Raw genomic sequence first — 18,644 nt, 5'->3', positions numbered from 1 at the left:
ATTGTCGCTTGCAAGTTGTTATTGAAACTTTGCGCCGCCGTCATCAGGCATTACCTTGCGCGCTCCCGCGTAAGGGAATCGGCAGAGGAGAGGGAATTGGGTTTCAACTGGCGTTATCTCGTGGCGCTCGCCGGCCTGCTGGCCGTGGCGCTGATGGCTTTCACCCGGCCGCAGAGCGAGCCATCGCCGGTGTCCGCGCCCAATTTTGCGCTCAGCAAGCCGAGCGAGAACGGAGCCTATCTCGTTGCCATCGAGCCTGAAGCGCCGCCGGTGAAGGTGGGCGAACTGCACAGCTGGGTGGTGACGGTCAAGACGCCCGACGGCAAGCCGTTGGACGACGCCAGCATTGCGGTCGACGGCGGCATGCCGGCGCATGGCCATGGGCTGCCCACCAGCCCGCGGGTCACCGCGCAACTCGGCGAAGGGCGCTATCGGGTCGAGGGCGTCAAGTTCAACATGGGCGGCGCCTGGGAGTTCAAATTTGCCGTGTCGGCTGCGGCGGGCGACGACGAGGCGGTGTTCAACCTTAAGCTATGATCCCTCGCCGCCGCATCCTGCCCTTCCTGCCGGTTGCGGCGCTCCTGGTTTCGGGCCTGCTCGGCTGCAAGCCGGCGCCGCTCACCGAGGCCGAGCGCAAGGCGGTGGCCTCGTTGTCGCTTTCGGCACTGCCGCCGCTGGCGGCCGATCCCGCCAACCGCTACGCCGATCTGCCCGCCGCGGCCGCCTTCGGCGCCACGCTGTTTTTCGACCAGCGAATGAGCCGCGACGGCAATGTGTCATGCGGCTCTTGCCATCTCGTCGACCGCCAGTTCCAGGATGACCGACCGCTCGGCGTCGGCATTTCCACCACCAGTCGCCGCACCATGCCGCTGGCGGGTGCTGCGCGAAGCTCGTTCCTGTTCTGGGACGGCCGCCGCGATAGCTTGTGGGCGCAGGCGCTGGGGCCGCTGGAGGACCCCCGCGAGCATGGCGGCAACCGCGCAGCCTACGCGCACCTTATGAAAGCCGCTTTCGCCGCGCGCTACGAACAAATTTTCGGGCCGCTGCCCGATCTTTCAGCCGTGCCGGCAAATGCAAGCCCGCAGGGCAGCGGGGCCGAACAAGCTGCCTGGGAGGGAATGAGCGAGGCGCAGCAGGATGCTGTGAACCGCGTCTTTGCCAACATTGGCAAGGCCATCGCCGCCTTCGAACGCACCATTGTGCACGAAAAGACCCGCTTCGACCGCTTCGCCGGGGCGCTTGCCGCCGGCATTGAGCCCGCGGGCGAAGCCGCGCTGTCCGACGAGGAGCTTTACGGCCTGCGGCTTTTCGTCGGCAAGGCCAACTGCATTGAATGCCATAACGGGCCGCGCTTCACCGACGACCATTTCCACAACACCGGCGTCCCGCCAGTCAATGGATTGGCCGAAGATCTCGGCCGCGAGGCGGCGGTGCCTCAGCTGCTCTCCGATCCGTTCAACTGCCTTGGGCCCTATAGTGATGCCGAGCCGGAAGCCTGCGGCGAGCTGCGCTTCATGATCACGTCCGGCCCCGAGCTGCGCCGCGCGTACAAGACGCCGTCGCTGCGCGGCGTGGCTGACCGCCCGCCCTACATGCACGCCGGGCAGATCGCCACGCTGGAGGGGGTCATCGAGCATTACGTTCGTGCGCCTGCCAGCCCAGACGGAAATTCGGAAGTCGTGCCGCTGAAGATTTCCGAGCGGGAAAGGGCGGCGCTTATAGCTTTCCTGAAGACGCTGTCGACTAGCGATCTTTTACGGTTTCCATCGCCACGAAGGTAGAAGTCTGCGCCACATGAGGCAGGGCGGAGATGCGCTCGCCCAGCACCCGGCGATAGGCGGCAATGTCCTTGGTGCGCACCTTCAGCAGGTAGTCAAAGCTCGCCGCTATCATGTGGCACTGCTCTATCTCGCGCACCCCCTGCACCGCGCGGTTGAAGGCGTCCAGCGCCGCCGAGCGCGTGTCGGAGAGCTTCACCTGCACGAAGGCGACATGGCCTTCGCCCATGCGTTCATGGTCGATCACCGCAGAATAGCCGCGGATAATCCCTTCCTGCTCCAGGCGTTTCACCCGCGCCTGCACCGGCGTCTTCGACAGGCCTACCTGGGTGGCAAGCTCGGCCATGGAAAGGCGCCCATCGCGCGACAGGGCGGACAGGATATTGCGGTCTATGCGGTCCAATTGGTCTTTCATCGGCTAGAATGCACCCAGCACTGGCGGAATCTATCCTCATCAATAGTTCATTCGGACTATCCGGTTCAATCCTTTGGGCCGCCCGGCATCGGGGGGTATGATAAGCATCGGAACAGTCCCAATCCTTATCGCTCCGGCAGGATGTCCATGACCGCTCCATTGCTCGATTCCATCCGCAAGCAGATCCGCGCCAACTATCTCCCCGATGAAGACAAGGCCTTGGCCAGGCTGGTCGAGGCGGCGGATTTGAGCGAGGCCGAGCGCAAGGCGATTTCCGCCCGCGCCGTCGATCTGGTGAACGCTGTGCGCGGCTCTACCGACCCGCGCCTGATGGAAGTCTTCCTCTCCGCCTATGGCCTGTCGACCAAGGAAGGCGTGGCGCTGATGTGCCTGGCCGAAGCACTGCTGCGCGTGCCCGACACCCAGACCATGGACGACCTGATCCAGGACAAGATCGCGCCGCACGACTGGTCGGCGCATGGCAGCAGCTCCAGCTCCATCTTCGTCAACGCTTCGACCTGGGCGCTGATGCTCACCGGCCGCGTGCTGGACGAAAGCGAGGACGGCATTGCCGGCACGCTGCATGCCATGGTTCGTCGCCTCGGCGAGCCGGTCATCCGCAAGGCGGTGGCGGCGGCGATGCGCGAGATGGGCGAGCAGTTCGTGCTTGGCCGTACCATCGAGGAGGCCGTCAAGCGCGGCCGTTCGATGCTCGCCAAGGGCTATCTCTATTCCTACGACATGCTGGGCGAGGCCGCCCGCACCGAAGAAGATGCGCTGCGCTATCTGCGCGCCTATGCCGATGCCATTGCCTCGCTTGCTGCCCACTCCAAGGGGCAGGACATCCGCTACAACCCCGGCATCTCGGTAAAGCTTTCCGCCATCCATCCGCGCTACGAAGAGGCGCAGAAGGAGACCATGCTGCCGGTCATGGCCGAGCGCCTGCTGTCGCTCGCCGTTGCCGCGAAGAAGGCCCGCATGGGCCTCAACATCGACGCCGAGGAAGCCGACCGGCTCGACCTGTCGCTCGATGTCATCGAGCGCGTGCTGGCCGACCCGCAGCTCGAAGGCTGGGACGGCTTTGGCGTGGTCGTGCAGGCCTATGGCCCGCGCTGCGCCTTCACTATCGACTGGCTCTATGCGCTGGCCCAGAAGCTCGACCGCAAGATCATGGTGCGCCTGGTCAAGGGCGCCTATTGGGACACCGAGATCAAGCGCGCGCAGACGCTCGGCCTCGACGGCTACCCGGTGTTCACGCGCAAGGCCAACACCGACGTTTCCTATATCTCCTGCGCGAAGAAGCTGCTGTCGATGACCGACCGCATCTATCCGCAGTTCGCCGGCCACAATGCGCACACCGTATCGGCCATCCTCGCCATGGCGCCAGACCGCACCTGCTTCGAGTTCCAGCGCCTGCACGGCATGGGCGAGGCCCTGCATGAGACGGTACGCAAGGCCGAAGGCACCCGCTGCCGCATCTATGCGCCGGTCGGCGCGCATTCGGACCTGCTTGCCTATCTGGTCCGCCGCCTGCTCGAAAACGGCGCCAACTCCTCCTTCGTCCATCAGCTTACCGATGAGAGCGTCAAGGCCGAGGACATCGCCCGCGATCCGTTCGAGACCGTGGCCACCCAGGGGCCGGCCGCCAACCCGGCCATCCCGCGGCCTCTGGCCATCTTCGGTGCCGGCCGCATCAACGCCAAGGGTTTCGACATCACCGATCCGGTGACGCTGGCAGCGCTCGACAAGGCGCGCCAGGAATTCGCCGGGCCGGAGCAGTGGCATGCCAAGCCCATCACGCGTGCGGTCGGTGAGGGTGCCAAGCGGCCGGTCGTCAATCCTGCCAAGCCCGGCGACATCGTCGGCACGGTGACCGAAGCCGCGCCCAAGCAGGTCGACACCGCCGTGCGCATCGCGCTCGAGACGCAGCCGACCTGGGCCGCGCGCCCGGTTGCGGAGCGTGCCGAGATCCTGCGCCGCGCCGCCGATCTTTACGAGGCCAATGCCGCGGAATTCTTCGCGCTTGCCACCCGCGAGGCGGGCAAGACGCTGGCCGACGGCGTGGCCGAGCTGCGCGAGGCGGTCGACTTCATGCGCTACTACGCCGCCGAAGCCGCCAGGGCCGAGGCAGGCACCGAGGCGCGCGGCGTCATCGTCTGCATCTCGCCGTGGAATTTTCCGCTTGCCATCTTCACCGGCCAGATCGCGGCTGCCCTCGTCACCGGTAACAGCGTGATTGCCAAGCCGGCCGAGCAGACGCCGCTGATCGCCTTCCGCGCCGTCGAGCTTCTGCGCCAGGCGGGCATTCCGGAGGACGTGATCCAGCTTCTGCCGGGCGACGGCCCGACCGTCGGCGCGCCGCTCACGGCCGATCCGCGCATCGCCGGCGTGTGCTTCACCGGCTCCACGGAAGTCGCCAAGGTCATCGAGAAGCAGCTTGCCGAGACGGCAGCACCGGATGCCATGCTGGTCGCCGAGACCGGCGGCCTCAATGCCATGATCGTCGATTCCACCGCTCTGCCCGAGCAGGCTGTGCGCGACATCCTTGCGTCGTCCTTCCAGAGTGCCGGCCAGCGCTGCTCGGCGCTGCGCGTGCTCTACGTCCAGAAGGACGTGGAGCAGAAGATGCTGCACATGCTGAAGGGCGCGATGGACGCGCTCAACATCGGCGATCCGTGGCAGATCTCCACCGATGTCGGCCCGGTCATCGACGAGGAGGCGCAAGCCGCCATCCGCGACTACAACACGAAGATGGAAGCGCAGGGCCGCCTCGTCGCCAAGCTCGACGCGCCGAAGGACGGCCGCTTCGTGGCGCCGCATGTGTTCCGCGTTTCCGGCATCGGCGAGATGGAGCGCGAGATTTTTGGTCCCGTGCTGCATGTTGCAACCTTCGAGGCCGACGAAATCGACAAGGTCATTGCCGACATCAACGCCAAGGGTTTTGGCCTGACCTTCGGCCTGCACACCCGCATCGAGGGCCGCGTGCAGCATTTCGTCGACGGCATCCATGCCGGCAACATCTACGTCAACCGCAACCAGATCGGCGCCGTCGTCGGTTCGCAACCATTTGGCGGCGAGGGGCTTTCCGGCACCGGCCCCAAGGCCGGCGGCCCGCACTATCTGCGCCGCTTCCGCCGCGCCGCAGGCGCTGCCACGGGCAGTGCGCCTGCCGACGCGAAGCCGGTGACAGCCACCGAGATTGCAACCCGCTTCCCGCAAGCAGCTTCCGAATGGAGCCAGGCGAGCGACCGCATCGCGGTTTTGCGCAAGCATCTGCGTGGCAAGGGCGCTGCGGCAATTTCTGCCGCTGCCGCCCTCGACTACGGCCAGGTCGACCTGCCCGGGCCGACGGGCGAGGCCAATACGCTGGCGCTGACGCCGCGCGGTAACGCGCTGTGCCTTGGGCCGGATGCCGAGACGCTGCTGGCGCAGGTCGTGCAGGCGCTGGCCGCCGGCAATGCCGTGCTGGCCGTTGCGCCGGGCGCGCCGGCCGCGCTTCATGCGCTCACCGGCAAGGGCCTGCCGCTTGTTGCGATCGACGGCGAGGTGCCGGCCGAGGCGCTGACCCCGCTCGATCTTGGCGTCGTCGCGTTCTCGGGGGATGCCGAGCGCGCGAAAAAGATCCGCAAGGCACTCGCCGCTCGCAGGGGGGCGATCGTGCCGCTGGTCAACGAGGTCATCTGCCCGGCGGCCTATGCGCATGAGCGCGCTGTCTGCGTCGACACCACCGCCGCCGGCGGCAATGCCAGCCTGCTTGCCAGCGCTTCCTGAACGAAAATCGGCGCGGCTTTTTTGGCCGCGCCGATTTTTCAGATGTCGGAGATGACAGCCCCGCGTCGGTTCACGCCGGTTGCTGCACGGCTACCGCCGCCCGGCGGCGCCCGTCATGCAATTGCCAGAGCGAATGCGCCACCAGCGCGGTGATCAGTATGGTGCCGCCGATCAGGCTGTTGCGGGTCGGAACCTCGGCAAAGATCATCCACACCCAGATCGGCGCCAGCACCGTTTCCAGCAGATAGAACATCGCCACTTCCGGGCTCGAAAGATATTTCGGGCCATTGGCAAGGCAGAAGAATGAGATCGGCATCACCACCGCGCCGTTGAAGATGATCCACCATGGCGCGGAGACGTTGATGCCGGTCTGGGACACCATCACGGCGGCGACTGTGAACGGAAACACCACGCCGACCAGTGAGGCCAGGCCCATTTCCTGGCCGCTGGCCCGCGAGATGGTGATGGCCGAGGCGATGCAGAGCGCCGAAATCAGGCCCATCAGATTGCCGAACATCTGCCCTGTGCCGATCGAATCCCAGACGATGATCAGCACGCCCAGGATCATGACCGCCATGGTCGCAAGCGTCACCGGCTTCGGCCGCTCCTTCAGGAATAGCCACGACAGCAGTGCCGCGAACATGGTGTTGAAGGCCAGGATGAAGACGAGGTTCGCGGTCGAGGTGTGGTAGACCCCGGTGATGAAGGCGACCGAACCCAAGCCGTAGAGGGCGGCCACCACGAGGCCGGCGCGCCCGGGAATGAGTTTCGGCGCCCTGCTGCTGAGCGAGCGCCACACCGCCCAGATGATCATTGCCATAATGAATGTGGTGCCGGTGCGCAGGAACAGGATCGTCCAGCTGTCGCCGCCGGCAAGGCGGATCAACGGGATGTCGACGGTAAGCGTCAGCCCTCCGAGCGCAGTCAGCGCCAGGCCTTTCGCATGGTTGTTGCTTGAAGCGGACAAAGAAGGATTAGCTCCGGAAAAGGGATGGTTGTGCCGCTACGCTTCGAGCCGGTCAGACGGCTTCGGGCACGTAGCGTTCCCAGCCCTTCGACCCCAGGTGCTCCTGCGGCGTGAAGCGCACCTTATAGCTCATCTTGCGCGAACCATTGACCCAATAGCCCAGATAGACATGGGGCAGCCCTGCGGCACGAGCGCGCGCAATGTGGTCGAGGATCATGAAGGTCCCCAGCGAGCGGTGGGACAGTTCAGGATCGAAATAGGAATAAACCATCGACATGCCGTCGGCCATGATGTCCGAAAGCGCCACTGCAATCAGTTCGCCCCGGCCCTTGCCGGTGATGAAGCTGTCGGGGCCGCGCTTGCGATACTCGATGATCTTGGTCTTGACGTGGGTGTCTTCCACCATCATCGCGTAGTCCAGCACGGTCATGTCCGACATGCCGCCCTTGCGGTGGCGGGCGTCGAGATATTTGCGGAACAGCGAATATTGTTCGGTCGAGGGCTCGGCGTCGTGCAGGGCGCCGATCAGGTCGGAATTGTGGTGCATCACGCGTCGCATGTTGCGCGTCGGCTCGAATTCGTTGGCCAGAATGCGCACTGACACGCAGGCCCGGCAGTTTTCGCAGGCCGGACGGTAGGCGATGTTCTGCGAACGCCGGAACCCGCCCTGCGTCAGCAGATCGTTCATTTCCGCTGCCTTGTCGCCGACCAGGTGGGTGAACACCTTCCGCTCGAATTGGCCTTCGATGTAGGGGCAAGGCGAGGGCGCGGTCAGGAAGAACTGCGGAGACTGGGTCGGATGTTGAGTCATCGCCTGCCGATTTCGATCTCGAACTGAACCCGGATAATACCCCTACCTTGGCTTCGCCGGCAAAAAATTCAACTGGATATTGGCTGATGGTCGTATGCTTGGGCGCAAATCCGCACCGGGCGCTTTTCGCCCCTATTGGCCGGAAGAAATCAGCGGTCGCTACGCGTTACCACCGTGCCGAGCAGCAGGTCGTGCAGCGTGCGCTTGCGGTCGGTAAAAAGTGTCGCCAGCAGGATCAGCGGCGTCAGCACTACGTTGCCGGCCCAGAACAGCACGGTGTGCACCACGGCCAGCAGCCCGTCCACGGGCTTACCGTCGAGCCGGTCGAGGCGGATGCCCATGATGCGCATGCCGGTGGTGGCCTGGTTGCGGCCACCCAGCGTGTTCCAGACATAGATCAGGGCGACGAGCGGAAACAGCACCCCGAAAAGCCCCCAGCCGAGGCCGAGCGTGATGATGCCAAGCAGGAACACCAGAATGGCGAAGGGAATCATCAGGAGGCCGATGATCAGATAGTCGATGCAGAAGGCGATGACGCGGCGCGTCAGCACGCCTTCATAGGCGCGGACGTCGTCTAGCCGCGTCGTGATGATTTCGCCGTCGAGAACACGCGTGTTCATTTTCACCTTCCCAGCCGAGGCGGGAACAGCCCCGCCTGCATGATCCTACTAGAAATGGTGACCGGCGGCGACGTTTCAATGACTTTGCTTCGAGGCTCCCCTCATTCGTCGAGCGCTTCCAGCATTCGTTGGACGCCGATGCGCAGCGGGGGCAGACTGTCGGTTACAACCGCCCAGATGATAGGGTCCGCAATCTTGTGATACTCGTGGCGCAGGACGTTGCCGATTCCCCGTACCTGCTTCCATGGCACGCCCGGCGCAGCTTGCAGGAGCTCATCGGGTATATGCCGCGCCGCCTCCGAAATGATCTCGATGCCGCGCTGGACGCCGTGCTTCAGAAGCCAATCCTCCCGAAAGTCTTCGAGCGACTTGCCGGCCGTTGCAGCTTCTATGCCGTCGAGTGCATAGATCATTTCCGCGAGAATTGGCCGAACTTTGCGCGTTGCCATCAGAAAACGCGAATCGCGTTGCGTTCGATGTCGTCCTTCAACATCGGATGAAGGCTGTCTCGGGTGGTTATGTCGACATCGGTGGACATCGTCTCTTCCAGGAACTGTTTGATGCCGACAAGGTCGATAAGGGAAAATCGCTTGTTGGTATCATAGTCGATGAACACGTCGAGATCGCTGGCTGCAGTATCTTCGTCGCGGGCTGTTGACCCGAACAGGTAAAGCTCCGTCACGCCCATCCCCCGGATGGTGTCGGCATCTTTCCGCAATTGTTCGATTGCCTGCGCTTTATTCATCGAGGCATTCTACAGCAAAACCGAACCGGGATCGACTGCTACCCCTTCAGCATCTCCGCCACTTCCGGCGCGAAATAGGTCAGCACGCCGTCGCAGCCGGCGCGCCTGAAGGCCAGCAGGCTTTCCAGCATCGCTTTCTCGCCGTCGATCCAGCCATTGGCAGCGGCCGCCTTGATCATCGAATACTCGCCCGACACCTGGTAGGCGAAGGTCGGCACCTGGAACTCGTCCTTCAGCCGGCGGATGATGTCGAGATAGGGCAGGCCGGGCTTGACCATCAGCATGTCGGCGCCCTCGGCCAGGTCCTGCTCGGCCTCGCGCAATGCCTCGTCGCTGTTGGCATGGTCGATGTAGTAGGTCTTCTTGTCGCCCTTGAGCAGGCCCTGCGTGCCGACCGCCTCGCGGTAGGGGCCGTAGAAGGCCGAGGCGAATTTGGTTGCATAGGACATGATCGCCACGTCCTGGAAGCCGTTGGCGTCGAGCGCGTCGCGGATCGCGCCGATTCGCCCGTCCATCATGTCGGAGGGCGCTATGATGTCGGCGCCAGCCGCCGCCTGGACCACGGCCGCGGCCGCCACCTGGTCGACCGTCTCGTCGTTGACGATGATGCCGTTGCGCAGGATGCCGTCGTGGCCGTGACTGGTGAAGGGATCGAGCGCAGCGTCGGTAATGATGCCGATCTCCGGCACCGCCGCCTTGAACGCGCTGGTGGCGCGGTTGATCACGTTCTGCGGGTCGAGAATGTGCGAGCCGGTCTCGTCGCGCAGCGACATCTCGATATTGGGAAAGGTGGCGATCGCCGGAATGCCCAGCTTTGCCGCGCGTTCCACCTCCTTTACCGCGAGGTCGATGGAGAGCCTGAACACGCCGGGCATGGCCGGAATAGGCTCGCGCCGGTCCTTGCCGTCGATCACGAAGATCGGCCAGATCAGGTCGTCCACGCTCAGGCGATTCTCCTGCACCAGCCGACGCGACCAGTCGGCCTTGCGCATGCGCCGCAGCCGCCTGCTGCCTGTGATCTCGTCGACGGAGCGCGCGCCGGCGGCTTTCGGGCGGGAAATCTTGTTCATCGGGCATTCTCCAGCTAGGCCGCTACTTGGCGGCTTATTAGCACGCGGGCCCGCCGTTCACCAACCCGCAGGGATGGGGCCAGCGTCTCGATTGACGCCACCGGACGCGGAAAGATTGACGCACCCGGCCGCAATCCGTAGCACTTACGGGTCCCGGGACACGGGTGGCAGGTAAGGGATTCGTCCATGGATTTTGGCGGCGGCGACGACATCCGTTTCGAGCGACTGGGCAAGGCCGGCGTTGTCACTCTCGCGCGCCCGAAGGCGCTGAACGCGCTCACCCATCCCATGGTCCAGGCGCTGGCGCGGGCGCTTGCCGCGTGGCAGGACGACCCTGCGGTGGCGCTGGTCGTCATCAAGGCCGAGGGCAGGGCGTTCTGCGCCGGGGGCGACATTCTCGATGTCTACAATGCCGGTCGCGCCGGCAATCCGCCGGTAGGCTTCTTTTCCGACGAGTACCGCCTTAACGCCGCAATTGCACGCTTCCCCAAACCCTATGTCGCGCTGATCGACGGCATCGTGATGGGCGGCGGCGTCGGCATTTCCTGCCACGGCTCGCACCGGGTGATGACCGAGAATGCACAGTTCGCCATGCCGGAGGTTGGCATCGGCTTTTTCCCCGATGTCGGCGGCAGCCACATACTGCCCCGCCTCGATGGCAATTTCGGCATGTATCTGGGACTCACCGGCAACCGCATCCGCTATGGCGACGCGCTCGGGTCGGGGTTGGCGACCCACGCGACCAGGGCCGAACGCCTGGATGGGCTGCTGGCGCGGCTGGCGGAGACCGGCGATCCAGACGCGGCATTGCGCGAGGTTTCCGAACCGGTCGAGCGCGAGACCGGCCAGGCCACCTTGGAAGCGATCGCCAGCCATTTTTCGCACGAGACAGTGGCGGGCATCGTGCGCAGCCTGGAGCAGGCCGCGGGCGAGGATGAATTCGCAGCCGCCACTCTCGCCACGCTCCGGGGGCGCTCGCCAACGAGCGTTCACATCGCTCTCCGGCAGATAAGGGCCGGGGCAGGGCTCACCATGGATGAGTGCATGCGCATGGAGTTCCGCATCCTCAACCGGGTGCTGTATGGTCATGACCTGTACGAAGGCATACGTGCCGCGTTGGTGGACAAGGACAACAAGCCGGTGTGGCAACCGGCTTCGCTCGAGGCCGTCGATCCGGTGGCGATCGACGCCTATTTCGCGCCACTGCCGAACGGGGAACTGGTACTGTGAGCGAGCGATTGGTCAAGGCGGCCGGCGTAATGGGTCCTTCCGTGGCGGAGAGCGCCTTCGGATGGTTCCTGCGCATTATCTCGGTCTACTGCCTGCTGTTCGGCGTTCTCTACTGGGTCCGGCTGATCGGTTTTTATGATGCGCCGCTGTGGCGCTTCGACCTGATGCCAGTCCATTGGCAGGTCGCCGCAACTCTGCTCGCGGTCTTCTATCCCTTCGCGGCGATCGGCCTGTGGATGCTGGCGTCCTGGGGGCCGGTGATCTGGATCATCTGCGCGGTAACGGAGCTGACGATGTATGCCGGCTTTCCCGATCTCTTCGGGCATCGGCTTGCCGTCGTCGTCTCGCACGTCTTCGTCGCGCTCATCTACGTGGCCTTCCGCGTGATGATCTTCCTGCAGAAAAGCCAGGCCGAACGACAGGGTTAACAGACCCCCTCCGGGTCGCCCTTTATTAACCCTCCGCGCAAGGTCGTTCCAGGTAAGGCGTTGTTAAGCCTGGTGTTTAAGTCGAATTTTATCGGTCGGCGCTAGTGTCGCGATCAAGGTGAGAAAAACAAAACAATCACCCGGCGACAAACGAGAGGCAAAGACCATGATCAATTCCCGCCCCGCGGCGAAGACCGCCAATGTATCCGATGAGCGCGTCGACTCGCTGCGCACGCTTTACATGGAATCCCTGCAGCTTGTCGAAAGGCTGCACCGCCGTTTGCTCGACGTGATCAAGGACGAGTTCGATCGCAACGGCCGCAGCGACATCAACGCCATCCAGGCGCTGCTTCTGTTCAATATCGGCAATGCCGAGCTCACCGCCGGCGAGCTGCGCTCGCGGGGCTACTATCTGGGCTCGAACGTCTCCTACAACCTCAAGAAGCTGGTGGAGCTCGGCTTCATCAATCACCAGCGTTCGCGCATCGACCGCCGTTCGGTCCGCATCAGCCTGACGGAAAAGGGCGCCGAGGTGGCCGAGGTGGTCGGCAAGCTCTACGAGCGCCACATCGGCTCGATCGAGCAGGTCGGCGGCATCAATGCCGAAGAGTTCCAGCAGATGAACCGCGCGCTGCAGCGGCTGGACCGCTTCTGGAACGACACCATCGCCTATCGCATGTGAGCTAAGCCTGTTCTGTCCGCGGGATACGCCCGGCGAAGGGGAAAGCTCCACGCCGTCGGGCAAGCCGCGACGCCTCACGAATCGCGGCCGCATGAACCTCCAGTCTGGGCTGGTGTCTTCCCTCACCGGCCCTTCTTTTTTCCCGCGCCGCCTTTTCGCGCGCGCGGCCACGTTACTGCCATATTCCGATGGATACCGGTTAGATGAACTAGACCGCCGGCTGAGAGGGATTTGGCTGCGGGGGAACTCCAATTCAATCGGCGCGCTTGCGTGCCTCGCTTTGGAGATATGGTTGGCTGATTGTTAAGAGTGGCCGCCATACATTTCGGGCAATTTTGTCCGTTCGGTGCAATGCAGGATAGTGTCTGGAATGCCCATGAATACAACTCGCCGTTCTTTCCTTACCGCCGCCGGTGCGCTTGCCGCTTCCGCTGTCACTGGCGCTGCCAGCGCGCAGAACGTGGTCGACGAAATCCTGCAGTCGTCGCGCCGCGGCAATTGGAATGACACATTCGATGCGCGCGCCAGCGAAGGCGGCAAGGTGGCCACGACGCTGCCGATTTTCAGCCCGCAAACCGTATCCTATGTCGAGCGCGCCATCATCCAGTATCAGGACATCGTGGGTCGGGGCGGCTGGCCGGTCGTGCCCGCAACCAAGAAGCTTCAGCTCGGAGTCACCGATCCGGACGTGCCGGTGCTGCGCAAGCGCCTGATGGTTTCCGGCGACCTGTCATCGCAGGCCGGCATCTCGCCCACCTTCGACACCTATGTCGACGCGGCGGTCAAGCGCTTCCAGGCGCGTCACGGCCTGCCGGCAGACGGCGTCCTCGGTAGCTATTCCTATGCGGCGATGAATATCAGCGCACCGGTGCGCCTTGGGCAGCTCGAGACCAATCTGGGGCGGCTGCAGTCTCAGGCCGGAACGCTCGGCGAGCGCTATGTCAACGTCAACATTCCCGCCGCCCAGATCGAGGCGGTCGAGAACGACCGCGTGGTGCTTCGCCACACGGCCATCGTCGGCAAGGTCGATCGCCAGTCGCCGATCGTCAATTCGAAGATCAACGAGATCATCATCAATCCTTACTGGAATGCGCCGGTGTCGATCGTCCGCAAGGACATCATCCCGCTGATGCGCAAGAACCCGAACTACCTGAAGGACAACAAGATCCGCCTGATTGCGCCGAACGGCAGCGAGGTCGATCCGATGACCATCGACTGGTCGACCGAAGAGGCGGCGAAGTATCTCTTCAGGCAGGATCCTGGGGCCATCAACGCCATGGCCTCGGTCAAGATCAATTTCCCGAGCCCGGACGGCGTCTACATGCATGATACGCCGCAGCAGAGCAGCTTCGGCAAGCTGATGCGTTTCGACTCCTCCGGTTGCGTGCGTGTCCAGAACGTGCGCGATCTCGTCACCTGGATCCTGCGCGACACGCCGGGCTGGAATCGCCAGCGTTTCGAGCAGACGATCAAGTCGGGCGCCAACACGCCTGTCCCGGTCACCAATCCGGTGCCGGTCTATTTCACCTATGTCTCCGCCTGGTCGACGGGCGATGGTGTCGTCCAGTTCCGCGACGACATCTATGGCAAGGACGGGGTCGACGAACTGCAGATCTCGTCGGCGCAGTAAGCGCTGGGCAGACCAATGAAAAGGCCGTCCGTTTGGGCGGCCTTTTGCGTTGGCAGCTACCAATTGCCGCAAAGGAACAACCAAATTTCGCGCCGCGTGCGTGGCGACGCTCCGGCAAGTGTGCTATGGGCGCGCCTTGCGCCGCAAATCCCGGGAGGGGCATCGGGGTTTCGGCGGCGATAAAGGTCCAACATGAGTGCCCGCGCCCCAGGCAGCAAGGATTTTACCCGAAATGGCAAGAGACTCGGCCGAATTCCAGCACTTCGAATCCTTCTTCGGCACTCCGCTTGCCGATGCCGATCCGGAGATTTTCGGCGCCATCCGCAATGAACTCGGCCGCCAGCGCCACGAAATCGAGCTGATCGCCTCCGAAAACATCGTCTCGCGCGCCGTGCTCGAGGCGCAGGGCTCGATCATGACCAACAAATATGCCGAGGGCTATCCGGGCAAGCGCTACTATGGCGGCTGCCAGTTCGTGGACGTGGCCGAGGAGCTCGCCATCGAGCGTGCCAAGAAGCTCTTTGGCTGCAACTTCGCCAACGTGCAGCCCAACTCCGGCAGCCAGATGAACCAGGCCGTGTTCCTGGCGCTGCTGCAGCCGGGCGACACCTTCATGGGCCTCGACCTCAATTCGGGCGGCCACCTGACCCACGGCTCGCCGGTCAACATGTCCGGCAAGTGGTTCAAGCCGGTGTCCTATGGCGTGCGCAAGGACGACCACCTGCTCGACATGGATGAGATCGAGAAGCTGGCGCACCAGCACAAGCCCAAGCTGATCCTGGCCGGCGGCACCGCCTATTCGCGCATCTGGGACTGGAAGCGCTTCCGCGAGATCGCCGACGCGATCGGCGCCTACCTCATGGTCGACATGGCCCACATCGCCGGTCTGGTCGCCGGTGGCCAGCATCCGTCGCCGCTGCCCTATGCGCACGTCGTCACCACCACAACGCACAAGTCGTTGCGTGGGCCCCGCGGCGGCATGATCCTGACCAATGACGAGGAAATCGCGAAGAAGATGAACTCGGCGGTGTTCCCCGGCCTGCAGGGCGGCCCGCTGATGCACGTCATCGCCGCCAAGGCGGTGGCCTTCGGCGAGGCGCTGAAGCCCGAGTTCAAGACCTATGCGGCCAACATCGTCGCCAACGCCAAGGCGCTGGCCGAAAGCCTGAAGGAGACCGGCCTCGACATCGTCTCGGGCGGCACCGACAACCACCTGATGCTGGTCGACCTGCGTCCCAAGAACGCCACCGGCAAGCGCGCCGAGGCGGCTCTCGGCCGCGCCAACATCACCTGCAACAAGAACGGCATTCCCTTCGACCCGGAAAAGCCCTTCGTCACCTCGGGTGTCCGTCTCGGCACCCCTGCCGGCACCACTCGCGGCTTCGGCCAGGCTGAGTTCCGCGAGATCGGCAACCTCATCGCCGAGGTGCTGGACGGTCTGAAAGCGGCGAACTCCGATGAAGGCAACGCCGCCGTCGAAGCCGCCGTGAAGCAGAAGGTCGTGGCGCTGACCGACCGCTTCCCGCTCTATCCGTATCTCGGATAAGCATATCGACTTCGGTCTTCAGAACGGCTGTCGCGCTGAACCCGCGGCAGCCGTTTTGTGTTTGGGCCGAGTGGTTTGATCGCTTGTACTTTCACCGAAGTGCCGGTTTTGCCGTCGAGGCATGGATTCCCGACACTCTCCGCTCACTTCGTTCGCTCACGAGGTCGGGAATGAGGTGTGGCTGTTCACCTTGATCGGCCTCGATCCACTAGCCACTAGCCCGACATAGGCGACGCGGTGCCGGGGGCTCAAACACCGACCATTTGTGGAAGCGGCCATGAAGCCGTCATTCCCGACCTCGTGAGCGAGTGTAAAGAGCGGAGAGTGTCGGGAATCCATGCCTCGACCGTGCCGACACACAAGCCTTGGGGACATTTTCGTCCGGAATGACAAGATACGCACCGTTCACTGCGCAACAGCGTTGGATTTCCGCCTTCTCGCTTCCTACTTGAACGGAAAGCCACTAGCTTCGAGGCCTGAAAGAATCGCGAGCGAGCGGGATATCCATGCGCTGCCCTTACTGCCAGTCGGAAGACACCCAGGTCAAAGACTCCCGTCCCGCCGAGGACGGGGCGGCAATCCGTCGCCGTCGCGTCTGCCCGGATTGCGGCGGCCGCTTCACCACCTTCGAGCGCGTGCAACTGCGTGATCTCGTGGTGGTCAAGAAATCCGGCCGCAAGGTGCCGTTCAGCCGCGACAAGCTGCTGCGCTCGATGGAGATTGCCTGCCGCAAGCGCAATGTCGATCCCGATCGCATCGACCGCGCCGTCACCGGCATCGTGCGCCAGCTCGAAAGCTCGGGCGAGACCGAAGTCACCACCGGCGAGATCGGCCGGCTGGTCATGGAGGCGCTGAAGGCGCTGGACGACGTCGCCTATGTCCGCTTCGCATCCGTCTACCGCAATTTCCGCGAGGCCAAGGATTTCCACGACGTGCTCGGCGAACTGAAGGGCGAGGACGAAGAGGAGCAGCATGGCGAGCGCTGACGCGGATCGGCAGGCTACCGACCGCCGCTTCATGGCGGCCGCATTGCGGCTGTCGCGCAAGCATGCCGGGCTCACCGGAACAAATCCCGCAGTCGGCACGCTCATCGTCCGCGACGACGGCGACGGCCCGGTGATCGTCGGGCGCGGCGTCACGGCCATCGGCGGCCGGCCGCATGCGGAGGCCGAGGCGCTGGCCGAGGCGGGCGAGAGGGCGCGCGGCGCTACCGCCTATGTCACGCTTGAGCCTTGCGCTCATCATGGCCGCACCCCGCCATGCGCCAACGCTCTCGTTGCCGCAGGCATCACCCGCGTGGTGGGTGCCGCCAGCGATCCCGACCCGCGCGTTGCGGGCAAGGGCTACGCTATCCTGCGCGCCGCCGGCATCGAGGTCGTCGAGCGCGTTCTGGCCGAGGAGGCGGCCGACCAGCTTGCCGGCTATCTGAGCCGTTCCGTCAGCATGCGCCCGCAAGTCACGCTGAAGCTTGCGCTTTCAGCCGATGGCATGATCGGCCGGCCGGGCGAGGGGCAGTTACCCATTACCGGGCTGATTTCGCGCCGGCAGGTGCATCTGATGCGCGCCGAGGCCGATGTCATCCTTGTCGGCATCAACACCGCGCTGGCCGACGACCCCGAGCTGACGGTGCGGCTGCCGGGCCTGGAAGACCGCTCGCCCATTCGTCTCGTGCTCGACCGACAGGCACGGCTGTCGCCGCAGGGCAGGCTGGCGCGCTCGGCCGAGTCCGTACCGGTGTTCCTCGCCGTGGGGCAGGAGGCGGATGCCGGCCGCAGGGCGGTGCTTTCGGCCATGGGCGTGAAGCTGCTGGCCACCGACGCTTTCGAAGGCCGCATCGCGCTGCCGGAACTGCTGGAAGACCTTGCCGCGCAGGGCATGATGAATGTCATGGTCGAGGGCGGGGCCGAAACGGCGCGCAACTTCCTGGCCGACGACATGGTCGACCGGCTGGTCATCTTCCAGGGGCCAGGCCGGCTTGGCGCCGACGGCATTGCGGCGCCGGTCGACAGGGACCATATCCCGGAGGGTTTTCGTCTGGTGCGCGAGGCGCGCTTCGGCGATGACACCTATGCGGAATGGGTCAAGCTTCGGACCGATTGATGTAAAGGCGCCTAGAGGTTTTAGATGTTTACCGGGATTGTCACCGATGTGGGCGCCGTCGCCTCCGTTTCACCGCTGCGCGAGGGCGTTCGGCTGCGCATCGACACCGCTTACGACCCCAAGACAATCGCCATAGGCGCCTCGATTGCCTGCAGCGGCGTCTGCCTGACCGTCGTCGCCCTGCCTGAAACCGAGTCCAACAGCCGCTGGTTCGAGGTCGAGGCCTGGGAAGAGGCGCTGCGTCTCACCACCGCGTCTGGCTGGAAGGCCGGCACGCGGCTGAACCTTGAACGCGCGCTGAAGATCGGCGACGAGCTCGGCGGCCACATCGTTTCCGGCCATGTCGACGGCATGGCCGAGATCGTGGCGCGGCAGGAGGAGGGCGACGCCGTCCGCTTCACGCTGGAAGCGCCGCGCGAATACGCTAAATTCATCGCGCCCAAGGGCTCGGTGGCGCTCGACGGCACCTCGTTGACCGTCAACAAGGTGAACGGCAACCGCTTCGATGTGCTGCTCATCCAGCATTCACTCACCGTCACCACCTGGGGCGAGCGCCGGGTTGGCGACCACGTCAATCTCGAGGTCGACACCATGGCCCGCTACGCCGCGCGGCTGGCTGAGGCTGCGGAGTAGACCGCTGCCACAGCCCGATCTGAGGCGTGAGCGATGGGGCGCCACGGTCGGGTTTGGCGAAAAGCGCGACGAGATCTTGGGTTCGACATTTTTTTGTCGCCCTCATGGCACACACGGGAGGAACGTTAGGGCAGTGCAAGTGCGACCCTATCGCGCCCCGGGCAATCTTGCGCTTGCGAAGTCGGCCGCTTCGGCCTAAGTCACCGCCTTTCCGGAGA

General features: G+C 64.3%; 18 protein-coding genes. 11 read left to right on the top strand and 7 right to left on the bottom strand.

Translation table 11 applies throughout. From position 1 onward, the window contains the following. Positions 1-96 precede the first annotated feature (96 nt). Together AC3A4H_RS07915 and AC3A4H_RS07910 are read left to right on the top strand one after the other, a co-directional pair. Positions 97-537 carry a FixH family protein gene (locus tag AC3A4H_RS07915; RefSeq protein ID WP_487766208.1) on the top strand — a complete coding sequence of 147 codons (441 nt, stop codon included), beginning with the start codon at positions 97-99 and terminating at the stop codon, positions 535-537. Further along, entirely contained in the window at positions 534-1,781 is a 1,248-nt protein-coding gene (locus tag AC3A4H_RS07910) for a cytochrome-c peroxidase (RefSeq protein ID WP_487766207.1), read from the top strand. The genes AC3A4H_RS07915 and AC3A4H_RS07910 overlap by 4 nt, the downstream gene beginning before the upstream one ends. Here AC3A4H_RS07910 and AC3A4H_RS07905 read toward each other — a convergent pair. Continuing rightward, on the bottom strand, positions 1,744-2,193 hold the full coding sequence (locus tag AC3A4H_RS07905) for an Lrp/AsnC family transcriptional regulator (RefSeq protein ID WP_487766206.1): 450 nt from the start codon (positions 2,191-2,193) through the stop codon (positions 1,744-1,746). The genes AC3A4H_RS07910 and AC3A4H_RS07905 overlap by 38 nt on opposite strands. A 141-nt stretch (positions 2,194-2,334) precedes the next feature. Between AC3A4H_RS07905 and putA the strand changes: the two genes are divergently transcribed. Then, positions 2,335-5,964 (top strand): bifunctional proline dehydrogenase/L-glutamate gamma-semialdehyde dehydrogenase PutA, encoded by a 3,630-nt coding sequence (putA, locus tag AC3A4H_RS07900; RefSeq protein WP_487766205.1) that lies wholly within the window; start codon positions 2,335-2,337, stop codon positions 5,962-5,964. 70 nt (positions 5,965-6,034) lie between these two features. Here putA and AC3A4H_RS07895 read toward each other — a convergent pair whose 3' ends face one another. From AC3A4H_RS07895 to hemB, 6 genes are all read right to left on the bottom strand, one after another. After that, the gene (locus tag AC3A4H_RS07895) at positions 6,035-6,931 is read right to left on the bottom strand and encodes a DMT family transporter (protein WP_487766204.1); all 897 of its coding nucleotides are present in this window, start codon (positions 6,929-6,931) and stop codon (positions 6,035-6,037) included. Between the two features lie 52 nt (positions 6,932-6,983). Next, complete coding sequence (locus AC3A4H_RS07890) at positions 6,984-7,742, bottom strand: arginyltransferase (RefSeq protein ID WP_487766203.1); 759 nt, start codon at positions 7,740-7,742, stop codon at positions 6,984-6,986. A gap of 149 nt (positions 7,743-7,891) precedes the next feature. Next, positions 7,892-8,362 (bottom strand): RDD family protein, encoded by a 471-nt coding sequence (locus tag AC3A4H_RS07885; RefSeq protein ID WP_487766202.1) that lies wholly within the window; start codon positions 8,360-8,362, stop codon positions 7,892-7,894. Positions 8,363-8,463: 101 nt separating this feature from the next. Then, positions 8,464-8,811, bottom strand: coding sequence for a HepT-like ribonuclease domain-containing protein (locus AC3A4H_RS07880; RefSeq protein ID WP_487766201.1), 348 nt, complete (start codon positions 8,809-8,811; stop codon positions 8,464-8,466). Further along, a complete protein-coding gene (locus AC3A4H_RS07875; RefSeq protein ID WP_487766200.1) occupies positions 8,811-9,107 on the bottom strand; it encodes a nucleotidyltransferase family protein in 297 nt (98 codons plus the stop codon). Before AC3A4H_RS07875 ends, AC3A4H_RS07880 begins: the two co-directional genes overlap by 1 nt. A 38-nt stretch (positions 9,108-9,145) precedes the next feature. Further along, on the bottom strand, positions 9,146-10,177 hold the full coding sequence (hemB, locus tag AC3A4H_RS07870) for a porphobilinogen synthase (RefSeq protein ID WP_487766199.1): 1,032 nt from the start codon (positions 10,175-10,177) through the stop codon (positions 9,146-9,148). A 186-nt stretch (positions 10,178-10,363) separates the two neighbouring features. Between hemB and AC3A4H_RS07865 the strand changes: the two genes are divergently transcribed. The 8 genes from AC3A4H_RS07865 (at position 10,364) to AC3A4H_RS07830 (ending at position 18,426) form a co-directional block, all read left to right on the top strand. After that, positions 10,364-11,407, top strand: coding sequence for an enoyl-CoA hydratase/isomerase family protein (locus tag AC3A4H_RS07865; RefSeq protein ID WP_487766198.1), 1,044 nt, complete (start codon positions 10,364-10,366; stop codon positions 11,405-11,407). A gap of 29 nt (positions 11,408-11,436) precedes the next feature. After that, a complete protein-coding gene (locus AC3A4H_RS07860; protein WP_348777717.1) occupies positions 11,437-11,835 on the top strand; it encodes a DUF6163 family protein in 399 nt (132 codons plus the stop codon). 166 nt (positions 11,836-12,001) lie between these two features. Then, positions 12,002-12,517: a transcriptional regulator LdtR gene (gene ldtR / locus AC3A4H_RS07855; RefSeq protein WP_348777154.1), complete on the top strand. Its 516-nt coding sequence runs from the start codon at positions 12,002-12,004 to the stop codon at positions 12,515-12,517. 376 nt (positions 12,518-12,893) lie between these two features. Then, on the top strand, positions 12,894-14,147 hold the full coding sequence (locus tag AC3A4H_RS07850; RefSeq protein ID WP_487766197.1) for a L,D-transpeptidase family protein: 1,254 nt from the start codon (positions 12,894-12,896) through the stop codon (positions 14,145-14,147). 232 nt (positions 14,148-14,379) lie between these two features. Further along, positions 14,380-15,693 (top strand): serine hydroxymethyltransferase, encoded by a 1,314-nt coding sequence (gene glyA, locus AC3A4H_RS07845; protein WP_487766196.1) that lies wholly within the window; start codon positions 14,380-14,382, stop codon positions 15,691-15,693. Between the two features lie 506 nt (positions 15,694-16,199). Next, positions 16,200-16,679 carry a transcriptional regulator NrdR gene (gene nrdR / locus AC3A4H_RS07840; protein WP_348777151.1) on the top strand — a complete coding sequence of 160 codons (480 nt, stop codon included), beginning with the start codon at positions 16,200-16,202 and terminating at the stop codon, positions 16,677-16,679. Then, positions 16,666-17,793: a bifunctional diaminohydroxyphosphoribosylaminopyrimidine deaminase/5-amino-6-(5-phosphoribosylamino)uracil reductase RibD gene (ribD, locus tag AC3A4H_RS07835; protein WP_487766195.1), complete on the top strand. Its 1,128-nt coding sequence runs from the start codon at positions 16,666-16,668 to the stop codon at positions 17,791-17,793. Before nrdR ends, ribD begins: the two co-directional genes overlap by 14 nt. A 24-nt stretch (positions 17,794-17,817) precedes the next feature. After that, entirely contained in the window at positions 17,818-18,426 is a 609-nt protein-coding gene (locus AC3A4H_RS07830; protein WP_487766194.1) for a riboflavin synthase, read from the top strand. Positions 18,427-18,644 lie beyond the last annotated feature (218 nt).

It is taken from the genome of Pseudaminobacter sp. Soil_N_29 (assembly GCF_057656055.1).
This window is presented reverse-complemented; position numbering and strand designations above follow the sequence as displayed.